The sequence below is a fragment of the Paenibacillus andongensis genome (genome assembly GCF_025369935.1).
Taxonomy (GTDB): Bacteria; Bacillota; Bacilli; order Paenibacillales; family NBRC-103111; genus Paenibacillus_E; species Paenibacillus_E andongensis.
The window spans coordinates 4,856,811-4,875,230 of the sequence record NZ_CP104467.1; the positions used below are offsets into that span (position 1 = coordinate 4,856,811).

General features: G+C 44.2%; 17 protein-coding genes. All 17 read right to left on the minus strand.

Annotated elements, in window-relative coordinates:
- Positions 1-17 precede the first annotated feature (17 nt).
- A complete protein-coding gene (locus tag NYR53_RS22220) occupies positions 18-1,385 on the minus strand; it encodes a lipopolysaccharide biosynthesis protein (protein ID WP_261301338.1) in 1,368 nt (455 codons plus the stop codon).
- The gene (locus NYR53_RS22225) at positions 1,327-2,820 is read right to left on the minus strand and encodes an O-antigen ligase family protein (protein ID WP_261301339.1); all 1,494 of its coding nucleotides are present in this window, start codon (positions 2,818-2,820) and stop codon (positions 1,327-1,329) included. Before NYR53_RS22225 ends, NYR53_RS22220 begins: the two co-directional genes overlap by 59 nt.
- A 10-nt stretch (positions 2,821-2,830) precedes the next feature.
- Positions 2,831-3,616, minus strand: a complete 786-nt coding sequence (locus tag NYR53_RS22230; RefSeq protein ID WP_261301340.1) for a WecB/TagA/CpsF family glycosyltransferase — start codon at positions 3,614-3,616, stop codon at positions 2,831-2,833.
- On the minus strand, positions 3,616-4,956 hold the full coding sequence (locus tag NYR53_RS22235) for an O-antigen ligase family protein (RefSeq protein WP_261301341.1): 1,341 nt from the start codon (positions 4,954-4,956) through the stop codon (positions 3,616-3,618). Before NYR53_RS22235 ends, NYR53_RS22230 begins: the two co-directional genes overlap by 1 nt.
- 8 nt (positions 4,957-4,964) lie before the next feature.
- A complete protein-coding gene (locus tag NYR53_RS22240) occupies positions 4,965-5,897 on the minus strand; it encodes a glycosyltransferase (protein WP_261301342.1) in 933 nt (310 codons plus the stop codon).
- A gap of 29 nt (positions 5,898-5,926) precedes the next feature.
- Positions 5,927-6,643 carry a sugar transferase gene (locus NYR53_RS22245; protein ID WP_290428953.1) on the minus strand — a complete coding sequence of 239 codons (717 nt, stop codon included), beginning with the start codon at positions 6,641-6,643 and terminating at the stop codon, positions 5,927-5,929.
- On the minus strand, positions 6,612-7,550 hold the full coding sequence (galU, locus tag NYR53_RS22250; RefSeq protein ID WP_261301343.1) for a UTP--glucose-1-phosphate uridylyltransferase GalU: 939 nt from the start codon (positions 7,548-7,550) through the stop codon (positions 6,612-6,614). Before galU ends, NYR53_RS22245 begins: the two co-directional genes overlap by 32 nt.
- Before the next feature lie 51 nt (positions 7,551-7,601).
- Positions 7,602-8,237: a CpsD/CapB family tyrosine-protein kinase gene (locus NYR53_RS22255; protein ID WP_261301344.1), complete on the minus strand. Its 636-nt coding sequence runs from the start codon at positions 8,235-8,237 to the stop codon at positions 7,602-7,604.
- Positions 8,221-8,964, minus strand: a complete 744-nt coding sequence (locus NYR53_RS22260; protein WP_261301345.1) for a YveK family protein — start codon at positions 8,962-8,964, stop codon at positions 8,221-8,223. The genes NYR53_RS22255 and NYR53_RS22260 overlap by 17 nt, the downstream gene beginning before the upstream one ends.
- Before the next feature lie 390 nt (positions 8,965-9,354).
- Positions 9,355-10,014, minus strand: coding sequence for a response regulator (locus tag NYR53_RS22265; RefSeq protein WP_367618558.1), 660 nt, complete (start codon positions 10,012-10,014; stop codon positions 9,355-9,357).
- 8 nt (positions 10,015-10,022) lie between these two features.
- Positions 10,023-11,678 (minus strand): sensor histidine kinase, encoded by a 1,656-nt coding sequence (locus tag NYR53_RS22270; protein ID WP_261301346.1) that lies wholly within the window; start codon positions 11,676-11,678, stop codon positions 10,023-10,025.
- Positions 11,679-12,547: 869 nt separating this feature from the next.
- The gene (locus tag NYR53_RS22275) at positions 12,548-13,408 is read right to left on the minus strand and encodes an IS3 family transposase (protein ID WP_261306251.1); all 861 of its coding nucleotides are present in this window, start codon (positions 13,406-13,408) and stop codon (positions 12,548-12,550) included.
- Positions 13,409-13,419: 11 nt separating this feature from the next.
- Positions 13,420-13,734, minus strand: coding sequence for a transposase (locus NYR53_RS22280; RefSeq protein ID WP_261300801.1), 315 nt, complete (start codon positions 13,732-13,734; stop codon positions 13,420-13,422).
- A gap of 555 nt (positions 13,735-14,289) precedes the next feature.
- Positions 14,290-15,159, minus strand: coding sequence for a sugar phosphate isomerase/epimerase family protein (locus NYR53_RS22285; protein ID WP_261301347.1), 870 nt, complete (start codon positions 15,157-15,159; stop codon positions 14,290-14,292).
- Between the two features lie 40 nt (positions 15,160-15,199).
- Complete coding sequence (locus tag NYR53_RS22290; protein ID WP_261301348.1) at positions 15,200-16,060, minus strand: sugar phosphate isomerase/epimerase family protein; 861 nt, start codon at positions 16,058-16,060, stop codon at positions 15,200-15,202.
- Between the two features lie 30 nt (positions 16,061-16,090).
- Positions 16,091-17,155, minus strand: a complete 1,065-nt coding sequence (locus tag NYR53_RS22295) for a Gfo/Idh/MocA family protein (RefSeq protein WP_437180062.1) — start codon at positions 17,153-17,155, stop codon at positions 16,091-16,093.
- Positions 17,156-17,384: 229 nt separating this feature from the next.
- Entirely contained in the window at positions 17,385-18,353 is a 969-nt protein-coding gene (locus tag NYR53_RS22300) for a quinone oxidoreductase family protein (RefSeq protein ID WP_261301349.1), read from the minus strand.
- Between the last annotated feature and the right edge of the window lie 67 nt (positions 18,354-18,420).

Below are 18,420 nucleotides of genomic sequence, written 5' to 3' on the forward strand. Positions count from 1 at the left end.
CCCCAGTTTCAAACAAACTATTTGGCTTTATATGCTGATATTGCTGAAAGTAACCAACGCACATCATCTTTATTAATCAATAATTTAGGTAATTTCGTCTTTAAGGTGAATCTGACATTCAATAAAATAAAGACGAATCGCAATAAACCCGACGATAATATGGCCATTCCCGCACCGAACAATCCGAACTTAGGAATCAGTACCGTTAGTAACGGGATGACGATGAGCAGCCCTATTCCTTGCAGAATCGTAACAATCTTGGGCTTGCCTAATGCCATGAAAGCTTGAGCCAAAACCATGGTTCCACCGGATATGGAAACTTCGAGGAGCAGCATTCGAAAAACACTGATCGCTTCCTTAAAATCAGGGCCATACAGTAAAGGCATTACGAAAGGTGCAACCAGCATAATCAGCAATGAGCAAAACAAGGCAACACATGTACTGATCCTGTATACACGGAAGGTCATCTCAACGACTTGATCCTTAGGTAAACCCGAGGCTTTCGGGAACAACACCACAATAATCGATGTTGAGAAGATGTTGACTACACGGGAAAGGCTTACCGCCACCGCATACAGTCCAAGCTCTGCCGGATTCAGGAGACCGATAATAACAATTTGATCGATATAATAGGAGACATTGCCCATTAAATCATTACCGTAAGATCCAATACCGTACCGAATTAATGTTTTGAAGGATTGCAAAGCATCCTTGATCACGAATTCGTACTGCTTAAGTAAGCGCACTGTCGTCCATATGTAAAAGGGAACCGCCGGAGCGAGATAGGCCACGGCTGACGTGTAAGGATTCATTGTTCTTGTTAGGATTAGCAGCCCTAAGCCGATGAGCGTACTAAGTGGAACAAGAAAGCGCAGACGGTTGAACAGCTTATATTCGCCCCTTACCTGCATCATCGCATTATTAATCTGAGACAATACAATGAGAGGCACGAGCACCATGGACCATTGGGAGAAAAGGACCACGCTGTCTGAATACGTACGGAGCCAATAGGGTAAAACCAGTATCCCCAAGCTCATTGCAAGCATGCCTGCGGTCAAACCCATAAGAACAGCGGTCGAATAAAGCTTGGCGGAATCCTTCATGTTCTTTTTCACGTTGTAAATAATGGCGGAAGGCAGACCGAAAGTGAAACTAAAGGCTAGGAACTGTGACCATAAGACCATAGCTGCTTGCTCTCCTCGGCCGGATGGTCCTAGAAAACGTGCTGTTAAAATACCTGTAAGCATGTTAATCACTAAGATAAGTACACTGAAAAACATCGTTCTGATAGAAGCCGAGATATGACTCTTGCTTGAAAAGAATGCTTTAATGAAGCCGAATAGAGGCTTTATGCGGACTATTTTCAAGTTGACTGGTTGCTGCATCCGGAATTTGCCTCCTCTCTTGAACGATCGTTTGATGCGCCATGATTCCAATTCCTACAACCATCCATAGTAGAAAGCCTTTCAAACCCGTATAACCATTTTCAAATACGAGACATACGATACTTCCTTGCAAAGCCGAGAGCCCTAGTTTTCCGTAAGCGGTTATACCGCCCGGTTGTTTCTTTTGGGATAAAAGAAAACGAGTCACAAGCCATAAGGCCCATAGAAACAACAAGCCTCCGAGAATGCCAAAGGTCAGGAAAATGGCAACGAATCCATTATCGAAAATGCCGTATTCACCAAGTGCTCCTCCGTTGCTTAGCTTGGTGCCGACACCAATACTGCCAAGACCTAAGCCTTGCGGTTTAGCAAACAACATCGGGAAAACGGTATGAAAGAAATCCAGTCTTTCATTATATGAATGATCGTCTTGAATGGCTGTCATTGTATCTAATCGGGCGATCAGCCCCTGTGCACCGGGCAGCTTTGGAATAATCAGATACATGGCTGCAATAACCGCTGTTAATTGAGCAATCAATTTCCATTTCTGTCTTCCTGCAGAAACGGCCGTATAAATGGCAATATCGATGAATAACATAACCCAAGCAGATCGAACTAACGTGATGAGCAGCCCTACTGTTACTAGAATAATACCGATCCAGCCCAGCGGTCCCCGCCACCTTTTTTCCAGAATCATCGGTGCAAGCGCAGTTCCCATATACATCCCTGCTGGTCCGGGTGAATTCAAGGTAGAGAATACTCGGATCTCCAAAGGAAGCGGGTGACCAATGGAGGTCATCTCCACGTGGTTCATCCAGAATGCATCCCATGGCGGTACCATTACATATTGGATAATGCCGTATACAGCCACCAAGATGGCGGTGTTAGAGAATGCGACAATTAAGCGGTCCAACGCTTTGTTATCGAAATGAGATAAGGCAGCATAAGGGATTAACAATAATGGAATCACATAGTTAGCTAAGTCATAGAAAGCTCCGCTTCCATTCTTAGCTGCGCCAATCAGACTTCCATACAGCAGCACAATCCCCACATAGATGAGCAGCTTGTATATGCGAGATTCCATCTGATGAAACTTGGCAAGGACTGGAATGATAAGCACCGCACTCGTTAACAGCGGGGCAATGCTCAGCAAGGAAACAGAATGGTATGTACCTTCCATCCAATCCTGAATTCTCCGGATCTCCGGACAAATGACCCAAACGAGCAGCATATAAGGAATCAAACGACGCGAATCTAGCAAGGCCAGTACAAAGGCGGGAAACAGCAGCATCGACAGGATCGTGATTTGAATACTAAGTTCAGGACTCAGAGTTGCACTAGAATAACCGATGAGTAAAGAGACGAGCAAAGCCATTCCAACCAACAGGACTGTCATCCGACTAGCCTGCATCATGATAGAAGGGGGCTTAATCATTTTGCTTATTTCATCCACTTTTGATTCCCGTCCCCTCCCGTTTCATCTTGAATTGCTTAATAACTTCCCGCCATAGCAGGACCGCAAACATCGCATCGTGAACCAAGTAGCGCTTCCACAATCTTCGTGGTTCTTGAGCAAGACGCCAGAACCATTCGAATCCTGTTTTCTGCATAATGTTCGGAGCTCTCTTCACTGTGCCCGAAATGAAATCGAACGTTGCGCCAACGCCAATCGAGATCGGGACTTTATACTGAAGATAGTTCTGGTAAATCCACTTTTCCTGCTTCGGAGCGCCAACGCCAACAAACACAATGTCAGGCTGCGTATCAATCAGCATCTGAACAATTTGCTCATTCTCCTCTTTTTTCTTCTCAAAACCATAGGAGGGTGAATAGCAGCCAACGATATTCAGATTTGGAAATACGAGCTTCAGATTCTTTACCGCTTGCTCCGGAATTCCGACAGCTGATCCTAAGAAGAAGAGCTTATATTGCCTGCTTGCGAAAGCTTCACCTAACTTTGTGAACAAGTCGGATCCGGATACTTTCTGCTTGAGCGGTTTACGGAGCATCCTCGATGCCCATATGATCGGCATACCATCCGCAACAATAGCCCCTGCACCTGAATACACCTTCTGAAACTCAGCATCCTTTCTGAGCTTGATTAAATGATCGACATTACAGGTCAAAATGTAAGAATGATTTTTCTGACGTATGACTTCATCCATATAGGCAAGCAAGTCCAGAAAATCATAATTATCAAAGTGTACATCGAACATAGTCACTCTACTCATCAGATCACTTCTTCTTTTTTCGAATTTGTCGTTGACAGAATATACAAGCTATTCAAATACCAGCAAAAAGGAATGATGAATTGAACAGTCGATAACGTGTTATCCGACAAGGAATATAGAAAGAATGCCAGGATGAACGCCACGTAATAAATCTTAATTCTCTGCGGGATTACTCGATAGATCATTCCAAATAAGACTAGTAATGAAAGGAACAACAGGCTGCATCCGATATAACCAGCATCGTAATAAAAGCGGATGTACTCGTTATGGGGGACCACAAATCCTTCATATAAACTTCCATCATTTGCAACGGTAACCGCTCCTAGCCCTCTACCTGTCAGGGGAGAATCTTTCACCCCTTTCAAGAAGTAGCTCCATGCTTCGGTTCTTCCTGACAAGTCAATCCCCGTGCCGGTCTGGCGTTCGAACGAACGCTTTGTCATATTGTCCCACTGCACATAGACAGCCCCTCCGATCAAGGCCAAGGAACAAAGCAGCGGTATAATTAAGATTAGCTTCCCTTTGATATACTGCTTAACCATATCGTAAAAATAGTAAGCAGCCATGGCCAGCATGGCGAGGATAGGCCCTCTAGTTCCCGTAGCGATCAGAATCGCAAAGTTAGCAGCCAATGTACAATACAAAAATCTGGCTTGCTGCGGATTGCGTTTAGTCTCTATTAATGCAACGGTAATGCCTAGAAAAGCTAGCATCGCCAAGTGGGGTGCGATATTCGCCCCTTGTACCCGAATCGCTCCCGTGAACTCGACATTGAGAAACGAATACAGATGAGCCAATTGAAGCAACGCCCCAGTTCCAACACTTACCAAAGGCAGTAGGCAAATAATCCGGATATGTTTTTGCGCTATCCCTTTTTTCCATTTAATCATGAGAAAAAAGAAGGGAAGCGTTAGTCCGATAAATGCTTTCAAGGTGAGTGATAATGTCAGCCTTGGATGCCAATCAGAGAAGAAAATGGTAAGGAATAACATGCTGGCGATAGCTGCTATGGGATAGATGAACTTCAATCGAAGTCCGTTTTGCAGCATACAGGGAACTAACAGAATTAAAATCCCAAGTTTATAAAGAGAAATAATCTCTAATCCAGGTACATTCGCTTCAACGATGTAGTTAATCGATATGGCGGTCGATAAAAGGACTAGATAACTCATTTTCTCTGGCCGATAGATGGCATAAATGATTGAGAATAGCATGACCAGCCCCAAAATACTGAACATAGGCTGATATGCAGCTGCTACGCCCAACATGACGGCAAGAAGGACATAGACCGCACCATAATACATCGGTTTTTTAAGCTGAATTGGAAGATCCGTCGTCATCAGTATCCTCACCCTGTTAAGCGCATTTTTCCACGTCTACGTAACGTGTCTAGCGTGCCTCGTATGCTTTGCAACCGGCACGTGATCAGCAATTTTCTTCCTTCGGTATGTGCGAACAAGGCATCTACGGCGATGTAGAGCACCTTGCTGGCAACCTTACCGAGAAGAACAAGCTTGCTGATAAGACTCTTATGCATCGAGCCATTCGTAACACCTTGATAATAATAGCGCTGCTTGATCCAATCCTTCGTCAACCGGCTATCCGCGATGAAGTGATCAACCACCATGGAAGGCTGATAAAGAATAGCCTTCCCTTCTTTCTTCATCTGATCGAATATCCAGGATTCCTCCCCAGACAACAGCAGTGTCCCCTTCCTTCCTAGGTCGGTTGGGAACAAGTATTTGTCATGAAAGGATTTACGTATCGCCATATTCGCGCCAAATGGATGCCTGTTCATCGGATACTCATGCATAGTTGCTCCCATATCAACAATCGTATAGGGCAGCTCTAGCGACTTGATCAGCCATTTCGGTCGTTCACTTTCGAAACGAGGTCGAATCACACCTCCCAGCGCATAGACATCCTGCCGACTATCGAAGGTGTCTATGATGGTGCGAATCCATTCCATGCAAGGAACTGCATCATCATCGAGAAAGGCAATAATATCACCCTTAGCTTCTTGGATACCTCTATTTCGCGCAGCCGAAAGCCCTTGGGTTTGTTCAAATAAATAATGAACGTCCGTCACACCTGATTGACGCTGAATAAACGATTGTGAGATCTCTCGTGTACGATCTGTGGAATTGTTATCCACAATGAGAATCTCAGCCTTGTCTATCGCCTTTAAAGCAGGTAACGAGTCCAAGGTGATTTGAAGCAATTCCGCACGATTATAGGTACAGATGACAATGGATACCCTTAGTTTTGAATGAATGAACACGATGGTGTTGCTCCTTTCCCTTCTGTTCGCTAAAAGGCATCTTTGGAGCCAAGAAGGACCGAAACGGTTTTCAAGATGATTTTCAAATCATAGAAAATACTTCGTTCTCTGATGTAAGTCAAATCGAGTTCAACCATTTGCCCGAAGCTTAAATTACTTCGTCCGCTGACTTGCCACAAACCCGTGCAACCAGGAGTAACGACCAAACGTCTCTTCTCGTAAGGTGTGTACTCGTTAACTTCGCTCGGCAAAGCGGGTCTTGGTCCGACTAAGCTCATATCACCAACGAGTACATTCCACAATTGTGGCAGCTCATCTATACTTGTTTTGCGCAATAATCGTCCGACGCGTGTGACGCGAGGGTCATTTTTCATTTTAAACATTGCGCCTTCAACTTCATTCTGACTCATCAACTGCTGCTTCAGCTCTTCCGCATTGGACACCATCGAGCGAAACTTATACATCGGAAACTGTATTTCGTCTTTACCTACTCGATTTTGTTTGAAGAAAACAGAGCCTTTCGGATCTTCTAACTTAATCCAAATCGCAATGATGATAAATAACGGTGTCAGGAAGAGAAGGCCCATGAGGGACAACACAATATCGAGCATCCGCTTAACAAACAAATAGGAAGCAGCGCTTTTCCCTTCTTGCGGTCTAGGGGTAGCAGCCGTGTAATAGCTCTTCTGGGGAATTTTCTGAGGTCCCAGGTACTCATAATCCTCCTGCAGTTCGCGCAAGCTCATGGTCTCCACCTCCCAGATGCTCTAGAATTGGTGCATATTGCTCCTTGATAAGGATGGCAGCCATCGCTTCAAGTACATCGGGCCGAAGATCTTTACTCTCCAAGGCGAATGCCATTGTCGTGAGAATGTAACCGAGGCGTTCACCCACATCATAACGGATACCGTCAAAATGATACGCAAGCACTCGTTCTATTTGATTAAGCTTCTGAATCGCGTCTGTCAGTTGAATTTCTCCGCCAGCGCCTTTCTCCTGAAGCTCCAAAAATTCAAAGATTTTAGGGGAGAACACATATCTACCCATAATGGCAAGATTGGAAGGGGCAGTGCCTAATTTTGGTTTCTCAACAAAGTCTTTCACTTGATACAAGCGGTTATTTTGCTCACCTGGATCAATGACACCGTAACGATTGGTAAGCTCTGGAGGTACAGTTTGTACGCCAATAACTGAATTTTCTGATAATTCATATTGCTGAATGAGCTGTTTTAGGCAAGGCACCTTCCCTGTGACAATATCATCACCTAGCAGTACAGCGAAGGGTTCATTCCCAATGAACCTTCTTGCACACCAGACCGCATGTCCCAGACCTTTGGGTTCCTTTTGACGAATGTAATGAATCTCTACCTTGGATGAACGCTGAACTTCCTTGAGAAGCTCCAGCTTCCCTGTTTCCAACAGCTTGTTTTCTAACTCGAAAGCATTATCGAAGTGATCTTCGATTGCCCTCTTCCCTTTACCCGTAACAATGATAATATCTTCGATTCCGGATTCAATGGCTTCTTCCACGATGTATTGAATAGTCGGCTTGTTGATGATCGGGAGCATCTCTTTGGGCATTGCTTTCGTAGCAGGCAGGAATCTCGTTCCTAAACCTGCGGCCGGAATAATGGCTTTTTTCACCTTTTTCATCTTTTTCATCCTCCTACCGATTATAGAAAGTCTAGCCGCTAATGTATGCAATTATTGGTTGAAAACAATACCGAGCATTCTGGCTCCAGACATCTCTAACTGTGCTCTCGCTTGCTTAGCCCACTCTCGCTTCGTCTTGCCATTCTTGGCAACTAACATCACGCCGTCACTATACTCAGAAAGTAAACAAGCATCCGTATAGTCAAGCGTTGATGGCGAATCGATGAGAATGACTTCATAACGCTGCCTTAGCTGGTTCATCAAGGCTTCCATATTGGCGGAGCCTAACAGCTCGGATGGATTCAGCGGTTGACCACCGCTGGCGATGAGATCAAGCCCGATGATGCCTGTCGGTGTAATGACATCCTCTATGGTTAGCCCCTTATTTAAGAAGTGGCTCAAACCTTTCGTATTCTTAGCACCAAACATCTCATGCAGGGCTGGTTGCCGTAAATTACAATCCAGAACCAGGACAGACTTGCCTTCCTGAGCGTAGGTAATAGCCAGATTAGCAAGGGTCGTCGTCTTGCCTTCTTGCGCCTTGGGAGATGCAACCATGAGCACCATTCCTTGCCCGGCTGGTACAACCTTTTTATAGCGTACCGCTGTACGCAAGGAACGATAAGCTTCGGAGACCGACGAAATCGGATCCAACTCAGCCACAAGAACATTATTTAGCTGTGACATATGCCTTTTCCCCTACCTCTCTGCTTCGTGCACGCGAAGGTTTCGATGCTTTACCCTTTTTAATTGTTCCGATGGAAGTGAGTACCGGCAGCCCAACGATGTGCTCGGCTTCTTTTTCAGAACGAATAGTGTCATTCATGTTTTCAAAGAAGAAGAAAACACCAATGGCTGCCATCGCCGATAAAATAAAGCTCAAAGCAAGATTGATGATTACGCTGGAATTGACTGGCAATGGCTTCACAGCAGCATCAGAACTAGAAAAAATCTTGACATTATTCATATTCATCAAGCTTGGCACTTCACTAATGAACGTATCAGCAAGTGTCTTGGTAATCACAACCGCTTTTTCATAGCTATGATCCTCAAGCTCAATTTTGATAATTTGCGTTTTATCTGTGGAGCTCACTTTCAGATTCTTCAGCAGCTCCTTCTGGGTCATTCCGAATTCAGGGTGACTCTGCAGCATCATTTGAATGATATGATCTGATTTCATGATTTCCTTGTAGCTCTCGATTAAATTCAAGTTCATTGACACATCGTTAAGATCTATCGCCTCTTCACTCTTGAACGTGCTGCTAACCAGCACTTGTGTGTTTGCCTTGTAAACAGGCTCGACGAAAGTCTTGCTGACATAGAACGTTGTCAGACACGAGAGTAGAACGAACAGTGCAATCATCCACAGCTTTTTGCGAATGAGTACAAAGTAATCCAAGATCGATTTCTCCATGGTACCCTCCCGAAAAAAATAGTTAAAAATCGATGAATACTGTCTTGCTTTTCCTACAAAATTGAGCTATGATATTTGCAATGAAAGCGTTTCATTTACCTGAATCCCCCACTATCGAACCGACATTCAATCACTCCTTTAGCCAGAGCATTCAACAATCTCTTTCGACAGAGTTAGCTAGTTAGTAGCTAAGGTGAAGCACTCTACGATCAAAAGGAATGAAGAATGCCGCTTTTTGTCAGTTAGTTGGTTATACACAAATACTATATGAATTCCCAGAATTATGATATTACTCGATATTATAATTTTTAGGGTCTATTTTGTGTATCCACCAATGGTTATATGTAATAAAGCGATGGTATACTTTCGGACCATGACTGCTTGGATGTCTTACTGAAAACTGCTGACCAGTCCCTTGGATTGCGCTAACAAAGCCGCTTGGGTACGATCGTTGACGCATAATTTGTTTAGAATTTGGCTAACATGCTTCTTGACTGTGAACTCAGTTACCATCAGTTTCTTAGCCATTCCTTGATTGGACAAACCCTCTCCAAGACCAATTAACACTTCCCGCTCCTTCGGCGTAAGCTTACTGAAGCTATCCTCTTCCTCTTTCTTGAACAACATTTCCATTAATCCTGGATCGTAATACTTTTTCCCTTTGAAAATCAATTTAATGGCAAGCAGCAATTCCTCTGGCAGCGCCTCTTTGAGTACATAACCATCCGCACCTACAGCCTCTGCCCTTCTTACATCCTGCTCCATGGTCGATGAGGTCAGAATGATACTTCGGCATGACGAATCCTTGATATTCTCAACCACTTCGAGCCCCGAGCGATTCCCCAGCTTAAGATCTACAATAGCCAGATCCGGTTTCGTTTCCTTGATTAACTGGAGTGCATGCTCCACCGTTTCCGATTCACCAGAAATTTCGATGTTAGCTTCAAGCTTTAGCACAGCTGACAATCCTTTTCGCACCAACGGATGATCATCTACGATAACAACTTTCACAGTACCACCTGCTTTCATAAGAATGGGAATAGCCTTCATGACCTTGTTTAGCCCATCATCTGAAGTTCATTTAATTCCTTTTTATCCTGATGCCCGGATGGGAGGGTCACTTGAATATGTGTACCTTTTCCTGTCGTGCTCTGAATGCTAATCGTTCCGCCAAAAGACTGAACTAGCAGCTCCATGTTGTTCACACCAAGTCCAGATACCGTAGGATCCGACAACCGTTCTGTGACACTGAATCCACTTCCGTTATCCAAGACCGATAGCTTCACTTCATCTGACTTCATACTGAGATCTACCTTAATGTGACTGCTTCGGCCATGACGAATGGCATTTCCGGTTGCTTCCGATATGATTCTAAACAATGCCTTTTGATAATTGACCTGTAAACCATGATCATCTCCAGTAACATTCAACGTTACTTTCACAGCGTGCAGCTTGGACAAGCTGTCTAGATGGGACTTGACGGTTGTGATCCAAAACGCACCGCCATTTTTCCGCGAGCTCAGACTATAAATGGTGGAACGAAGCTCTTGAGATGCCGCTACAGATGACTCTTGGATGATTTGCAGCTGATCCTTGATCTGATCCGTTGAAATGTCTTTCCATTTGCGGCTCAGTGAATGTACGGCATACACAATTCCGAAAATATACTGCGAAACACTGTCGTGCATTTCATCGGCAATTCGATTCTGCTCCTCGATAATCATCAACTGGTTCTCGATTCGCTCGAGCTGATGTCTCTCCAAAATGACGGCGCATAGCTCAGATAGAAAATACAGCTGTTTGACGAACCAATGCCTGCCTTCCTCATAGCTGGTACGCTCAATCTTCACCCCCATCACACCCCAGAATCGGGTTGACGACTTGATGGGAATTACAAGAAAATCACCATGTTCAGGTAAATTCATCACCATACAGCTATCGAGCTGTCTAAGCTCGGCTGCTTGCATTTCAATAGCTGTAGTCAGGGAAGCTTCTACGCCAACTGGCGTAACACCTTGGGTAATAAGTGGATCATGCCCGCCATTCCCACTGACATCCCAGAAGAAGGACATCTTGAGCTTGGTCAGCTTTAGAGCAAATTCAGCAAAAATCAATTTCAAATTCTCCGATTCGCTATGCGTGGCTGCTTCCACAATTTGATACAGCGACTTCATATGCTCCATCGTCTCCGTGGTTCGAGCGTTCGCAATCTCAAGCCTACTTTTGACGCCAGCTAATAGCTGAATCGAGAGCGTCATGAACAATAACATCAAGTAAAATCGATTTTCTTCTAGCAAAATAGTGGTTAGCGATTGGTCATTGGCAAAAAAGTAGGAAAATGCGGTGACAAATAAGAAGTAACTCAGCATCATAAACCAGCAGTAAACCGAGGAAAGATAGCTGGCAGCCATCCAGGCGGGATTGAATACACACCACAGAAACGGACTGTCCATACCGCCGCTTAGAAGATGCAGGATCATCATCCCGGTCATTTCCAAGCCAACGGTTATTTTAATTGTGCGAGAGGCTTGGCCACTTCGGCTATACATGTCCGTAATCCATTTGGCAAAGATGAACAGCGCCAAGATGATGCCAATTTTGATACTTAACGGGGGACCACGATCCTCAATGGCATACACTAACGAAGTTCCACCAAGTGAAATATACCGGTACAAGTAAAAGACTTTACTTTCACCAGAGAACATCTTTCTCATCTGTGTAATCATCCTTTAACCGATATTTGTATTTGGTTCCTTAAACAATACCCAAGTTTACCATTATCATAACAGTTAAATTTTTACAGTCAAAAGGGCTGGATATGACTACATACTTCGTATTATTTGTAGTTTTCTGTCTCATTAATTGGAAAATAGTAATTTTCAGGAGTAAAGGTCTAGACGTTTTGATTACATAGACCTAGCCATTTGGCGAATAAAAAACTGAAAGGGATTTCAACGCAGTAAAAAAAATCATCCTTTTGTACCATAAATTCCCTACGGGAATTTTATTTATTAACGCTTTGTAAAGTCGTTTTTGGGGCTCTTTCGGACCTCTCACAGCACTTTCTCTACCGTTTCGACCCCGAGCGGTCTATTTTCGACCTCTCAAGTCGCAAGCCAGCTTTTGTTCGATTCACTTGCTGCTGAGAGGTTCTTTTCGGACCTCTCACAGCACTTTCTCTACCGCTTCAACCATGGGCGGTCTATTTTCGACCGCCAAACCTGATCAATAAGGAAAACCGTCAGGAACATTTCCCGACGGTCCTATTTGGTTTAGCGAACATCCTTAATTTTGTATTCGTGCCCACGAACCCCTTTGTAATGCGCTGAGTACATGGCTCCGCCACAACTTTCACATGCGAATTGTGGGGGGACTGTGGCATATCCTGAATCCATTCGATCGAAATCCTGCACAACATTAAGCGGTATGTTTGCGGTTTCCGAACAAGTCAAACAAATAAACTTCACTGTCTGCAGACCAGCCTCGACCTGCAAAAAGTACATCTTATTTTAGAAGATTTGCCGTTTTCAAGGTGCTTACCTGTAAAAATGCTCTTCTGTCAAGAAAGTGGACACTTCTTTAGTTAAGCTGCGTTCTGGTAGTACAACTTTTCGAAGCGTAACGGAGACATGTAGCCAATCGTGCTGTTAGATCGTTTCCGGTTGTAAAAGATTTCGAGGTATCGGAACAACTTCTCCTGCGCTTCTTGCTTCGTCTTAAATTTGGGTTTGCTGTAGATACACTCACGTTTTAAGATGCTGTGAAAAGCCTCAATACAAGCATTGTCATAACAGTTGCCCTTACGACTCATGCTTGGCTTCATACCGTAGCTTGCTAACTGCTCACGGTACTCCTTTGAGGCATACTGGGAGCCGCGATCAGAATGATGGATAAGACCTTTGCCTGGCTTCTTAGAGGCGTATGCCTGATTTAGCGCATCCATTACCAAGTCAGTCGTCATTCGATCGCTAAGTTTCCATCCAACGATTTGTTTCGTGTGCAGATCCATGATACTAGCCAGATAGAGCCTCCCTTGACGGCAAGGAATGTAGGTTATGTCAGCTACCCACTTTTCATTTGGTTTCGTTGCTTTAAAGTCTTGCTCAAGGATATTGGGAGCAATGGGCTGATCGTGATTAGAATCTGTCGTAGTGACCCTGAACTTCCGCGCCATACACGAACGTAATCCATGTTCGCGCATAATAAGACCCACCGTACGTTCCGCTACGGTCCAGCCTTCTTTCACAAGTTCTTTGAATATCCTCGGGCTGCCATAAGTTTCATCCGAATCATGAAAATGCCACTTAATGCGTTTAGTTAGTTCCTCTTTGCGCTTGTTACGCTCGGACACAACAACAGTTTTCCATTTGTAATAGCCGCTCCTAGACACTTGTAGCACGTCACACATCTTCTCCAATCGAAACTCGGAGCGATGATCCTCGATGAATTGGAACCTTAGTTCTTTTCTTTGCTGAAGATGTGCAGCGCCTTTTTTAAAATAGCGAGTTCCTCTTGGAGATCTTGATTTTGGCGTTCTTTCTCCTGATACTCCAGATCTTTTTCACGTAACTGTTGCTCAAGCTGGCGCACTCTTTCCGGAGTAATTACTGACTCCGTCTGAAATTCGTCACGGTATGTAGCTTTCCAGTTGTGCAGAACACCCGCAGATATCCCGAGCTCTTCGGACATCTGCGGCATTGATTTACCTTGCTCTAAGATGTACTTCACTGTCTGCTTCTTAAATTCTTCACTATAACGATTTCGTTCCATCCCGGACACCTCTTCCTCTTATTGATATTATCTTAGTTTCACTTAAGAGATGTCCACTTTTAATTCTAGGTGCAAAACTACATCTCATTTGCTCGAAAAGCGCCAATAGCGACTAAAACGTTCGATTTAGATGTATCTTTTGCAGGTTATCCCTTATAACTCTACTTTTTGAATGTTTATCATGTATGAAATGCAGGTTGTTCATACGCTGACAGAAGGTAGTTGCTTGCGGAGACTATGGCATCCCCTATTTGTTTTTTCCTTTTTGCTTCCCGACTAAATTCTTATAGTTTAAATAAGGGTTAAGTTTTACCTTAAACCAAAACCCAAAACATATAAATTATAAAATAAAAAAGAACTCGCAAGATTGCGAAGTTCTTTTGATTCTGGTGATTTTCTGATGTTTTTCAATGATTTCCGATATTTTCCGATGTTCTGTCGATGTTCTATCGATGTTCTATCGATGTTTTTCGATGTTTTATCGATTTCTATTTATCGATTTCAATCGACGGTTCACCAATAATCCCCTGATGATACCGATGCTGTCCCGACGATCTATTGATATTTCCTAATAAACGCAATCGCATTCGCAATGTCGACCTCAGGCTTTTCCCCAACTTCGCGCTCAATGGTTAAATAGCCCGTGTAACCAATGTCACGAAGCGCCTGAAAATAGCGACCAAAATCGACATGACCTTCGCCGAGAGCGAGCTCTCGATAGTAGGGGCCTGATGTCGCTGCCTCGGCGATAAGCTCGTGACTCATCGGCTGATACCCCAGTGAACCATACACTTCACGCGGGTCTGCCTGACGCAGTCGGATACCGTCCTTCACATGTGTGTGGACAATGTAGTCTTTCAGCGTAATAACACCTTGAACAGGATCATCGCCAGTCACCATCACCATATTCGCCGGATCAAAGTTAACAGAGACGCCATTGGTAGACAATGTGTCTAGAAAGCTTTTCAAGTGAGCAGCTGTTTCTGGTCCGGTTTCCACAGCAAAGTAAGCGCCTAAGCTGCTAGCATATACGCCTAATTCCTCACACGCATGCAGCATCGTCTCATAGATTGGGCCATTGGCTTGTTCAGGTACGACACCGATGTGAGTGGTTACGACTTTGGTTCCCAGTTCAACCGCAAGGTCGAGAATACGTTTTGATTTTTCAATTTTGTCGGCATTCACGGACTGATCTTGGAAGCCATGACCGCCTAAATCCCCACACAGAGCAGAGATGCTAAGCCCCAATGACTCGATGTAAGCTTTCAATTCCTTACGCGCTTGAGGTGATAAGTTCGCTGGGTCCATCTCACCTGAAACTGCATATATTTGTACCCCGTCTGCACCGAGTTCTTTGGCTTTCTTCAAACCGTCGCGCAAACCAAGACGCAGACTGTCAACCATAATGCCAATCGGATTCCCCATATTTCATCAACACACCTTTCGCATTGCTGAATTCTATTGCCTATCCAACATCATCCCATAGCCTTCTAATGTTTTGCAACCCAATCATCGTGCCCATTTTGCATTCCTCCATGCCTTCGAATTCCAAGGAAATGAATCCGTCATAGCCGGAGCTTTTAATAACGCGTAATACTTCTTTCATATCAATATCACCATGACCCACAATAGCGCCGCGCAAATGATTGCCTTGTAAGGTTTGAAACCAACCATTGCCTGGATTTTGATACGAAGGACGAAGGTAAAAATCTTTCACATGGACCATCGAAGCGAAGGGTAGATTATTTTTCACTGCAGCAACAGAATCTTCATCTACACACATGAAATTGCCAACATCTAGCGTTGTGCGGAAATTAGGACGGTCTACAGCTTGAATTAACGTTTGAACGCGGTCACTATGCTGCACAAAGTATCCGTGATTCTCAACGCTCGTTATGATGCCATACTGCGAAGCATAGTCAGCAATTTGCCGACAGGCCTCCGCCATGCGCTCAAGTTCTTTGTTAAAGTTCGCAATAGAACGATCCTCACTTGATGCGACATCATGACGCATTCTCTTTACACCAAGCCTAGCAGCGAGATCGACTTCCCCTTTGACCCGTTTAATTTCCTGTTCATAGGCCTCTTGAGAATCCGTTAGAAAGTTTGCTCCAATCGCATAATTAGATATTTCGATGCCGCGTGACTGCGCCTTAAGTCTTATCTCATCTGCAAGTTCCAGATTCCCGGGTAAATCAAAGCCAAGGGGCACTATCTCAACATGTTCGCCACCCTGGTCAGCAATCCAGTCAATAGCACCAAAAATGTCCATTTCTCCAGACTTCAGAGCTTGAAATAAACTATACGTACTAACCCCAAGTTTCATATCCGTTCCTCCATATCTGATCCTAGATAGTTATAATCTGATTTCCTGACCCTTGGCAGCTGATTCATAAATACCGCAAAGAATTTTCATCATTGTAAGTCCATCTTCTACAGGACTAATCGGTGAATTCCCAGTTCGACAACAGCTTAAGAAATGACTGATCTCCTGACTAAAAGCTTCTGTTATGTTGATAGATTTGCTATCTGTCTGTGGCGATACATTCAAAATGGTATCCAGCATTTCCGTAACGAGTACAAGTTCAGGCTCCAATTCCACGCCGCCTTTATCTCCGTACAACTTGACAGCGATTTCATCCTTTTTGGCATGCAGGGTAAAGCTAACATCAACCATTAGGGAAGCTCCATTTTCAAAGCGAATTAAGGCATTGGCCATATCTTCGACGGTATTCAAATCAACATTATAATCAGCGGCTTTGTAAAAGGAAAGATTGCGTACGTTCGCCCGATTCCCAAGCTTATTATAGGTATGGCCACTGACCGATACAGGCTTCGGTCTCCCCATTAAGTACCAGCATAAGTCAATCACATGTACACCGATATCGATTAAAGGTCCACCGCCAGATCGTTCCGTGTCAGCAAACCAGCCCCCTGGATTACCTAAACGACGAAGACACGAAGCTTTGGCATAGTACAATTCTCCCAAATCGCCGTTATCGATAAAGCGCTTAACGAGTTGAGCATTGGTATCATATCTTCGTACAAAACCTACCTGCAGAATTTTCCCCGTTTCACGAACGGCTTCTTGAATGCGCTCAGCCTCTTCCACGGTTTTGCAAAGTGGTTTTTCTACAAGAACATGCTTGCCGGCACGCAAAGCTGCAATGCTTATCTCAGCATGTGTATTATTCCAAGTACAAATACTTACAGCATCGACCTCTGGATTGGCCAGAAGCTCCCGATAATCGGTGTAAATAAGCTCAACATTATACTTTGCGGCTTTATCCTCAGCTCTTTGACGATTCAAGTCACATACGGCTACCAATTCTGCGTCTGCTTGCTTCACATAGGACTCAAAGTGCATATCGGATATGGAACCTGCACCGATTACACCAATTTTCAATTTGTTTATGCTCATTGCTAATACTTGCCTCCTTCGTGTCATATGTAATCAGGATAGCATGATTATTGCTGAGGTAGAATGCATAGGATGAGCATATCCATGGATTATATGATCAAAAAAAGGCTTTCATTTTCCAGATGACCTATACTATTAACATAACAAGCAATACCTCCTGCCAGGCAATGAAAAAACAAAAAAGGCAATAGAATACGTAAAAAAACGTATTCTATCGCCTTTTTCCATGTTAAGGAATTAATAAGATTTTCCCTGTGCTTCTCCTGCTCTCTAAGAGTCTGTGGGCTTCCGCCCCCTCCTTCAAAGGAAAGCATGTAAAGCTCTCTATTTGAATAATCCCTCGCCGCAGCGCATCAAATAGTTCGTTTGAACGATCAATTCGATTCTGCAAGGTAGTCACATGGTTCCATAAGTCGCCCCCCGTCAGCGTCTTTGAGGTATCCATCAGCATTCTTGGGTCGATAGGAGGTGGATCTCCTCCAGCCATGCCATAGAAAATGACTGCCCCCTTCGTTTTCGCAGCAGCGAAACTTTCCAATAACGTAGACCCAACTGAATCGTAAACGGCATCTACGCCTTGATGGTCGACGGACCAATGTTTGACGGCATTTACCCAATCGCTGACATAACTTAGAACATCATCGGCACCGGCCTTTAAGGCAATTTCCCTTTTAGCTTCTGAAGAGGTCAAACCGAGGACTCGTGCGCCTTTACTTTTGCATAGCTGCGTCAAAATCTGCCCAACGCCCCCTGCTGCGGCATGTACGACGATTTCGTCCCCGGATTGTACGCGATAGCTGTCATTTACCAGGTAGTGCGCCGTCATTCCTTGAAGCAAAATACCCGCGGCGTGTTCGAACGTGATATCTACAGGCAAAGGTATAGCTCGATCTATAGGCACAGCAACCAATTCTGCATTGGCAAAAGGAACATCCACGAAGGCAATTCGGTCTCCGACCTTGATCTGGTCCACATTTGAAGCTACTCGCTCAACAATACCGGCTCCCTCATACCCTAGAACGAAGGGTGGTTTCCCAGCCAAATGATAGTTGCCTCGTCTCCTATATATGTCGGCGAAATTCAAACCGATGGCTTCCGTTCTCACTAAGATATGGCCTAGTTCTAAGCTGGGCTCAGGAATATCCACATACTGTAGGACCTCTGGCCCACCAAATTGCTCAAAAATTAGTGCTTTCATTGACTACCTCCAACAAGCTAATCTTGCTTAAAAAATTGTATCATATTCCTCATGCTATACAAAAAAG

Bases quoted from the DNA above. Each gene is read 5' to 3' on its own strand.
- NYR53_RS22220 (WP_261301338.1), bottom strand. From the start codon at position 1,385: ATGCAGCAACCAGTCAACTTGAAAATAGTCCGCATAAAGCCTCTATTC.
- NYR53_RS22225 (WP_261301339.1), bottom strand. From the start codon at position 2,820: ATGATTAAGCCCCCTTCTATCATGATGCAGGCTAGTCGGATGACAGTC.
- NYR53_RS22230 (WP_261301340.1), bottom strand. From the start codon at position 3,616: ATGAGTAGAGTGACTATGTTCGATGTACACTTTGATAATTATGATTTT.
- NYR53_RS22235 (WP_261301341.1), bottom strand. From the start codon at position 4,956: ATGACGACGGATCTTCCAATTCAGCTTAAAAAACCGATGTATTATGGT.
- NYR53_RS22245 (WP_290428953.1), bottom strand. From the start codon at position 6,643: ATGAGCTTGCGCGAACTGCAGGAGGATTATGAGTACCTGGGACCTCAG.
- galU (WP_261301343.1), bottom strand. From the start codon at position 7,550: ATGAAAAAGGTGAAAAAAGCCATTATTCCGGCCGCAGGTTTAGGAACG.
- NYR53_RS22255 (WP_261301344.1), bottom strand. From the start codon at position 8,237: ATGTCACAGCTAAATAATGTTCTTGTGGCTGAGTTGGATCCGATTTCG.
- NYR53_RS22260 (WP_261301345.1), bottom strand. From the start codon at position 8,964: ATGGAGAAATCGATCTTGGATTACTTTGTACTCATTCGCAAAAAGCTG.
- NYR53_RS22265 (WP_367618558.1), bottom strand. From the start codon at position 10,014: ATGAAGGCTATTCCCATTCTTATGAAAGCAGGTGGTACTGTGAAAGTT.
- NYR53_RS22270 (WP_261301346.1), bottom strand. From the start codon at position 11,678: ATGAGAAAGATGTTCTCTGGTGAAAGTAAAGTCTTTTACTTGTACCGG.
- NYR53_RS22280 (WP_261300801.1), bottom strand. From the start codon at position 13,734: ATGGAACGAAATCGTTATAGTGAAGAATTTAAGAAGCAGACAGTGAAG.
- NYR53_RS22285 (WP_261301347.1), bottom strand. From the start codon at position 15,159: ATGGGGAATCCGATTGGCATTATGGTTGACAGTCTGCGTCTTGGTTTG.
- NYR53_RS22290 (WP_261301348.1), bottom strand. From the start codon at position 16,060: ATGAAACTTGGGGTTAGTACGTATAGTTTATTTCAAGCTCTGAAGTCT.
- NYR53_RS22295 (WP_437180062.1), bottom strand. From the start codon at position 17,155: ATGAGCATAAACAAATTGAAAATTGGTGTAATCGGTGCAGGTTCCATA.
- NYR53_RS22300 (WP_261301349.1), bottom strand. From the start codon at position 18,353: ATGAAAGCACTAATTTTTGAGCAATTTGGTGGGCCAGAGGTCCTACAG.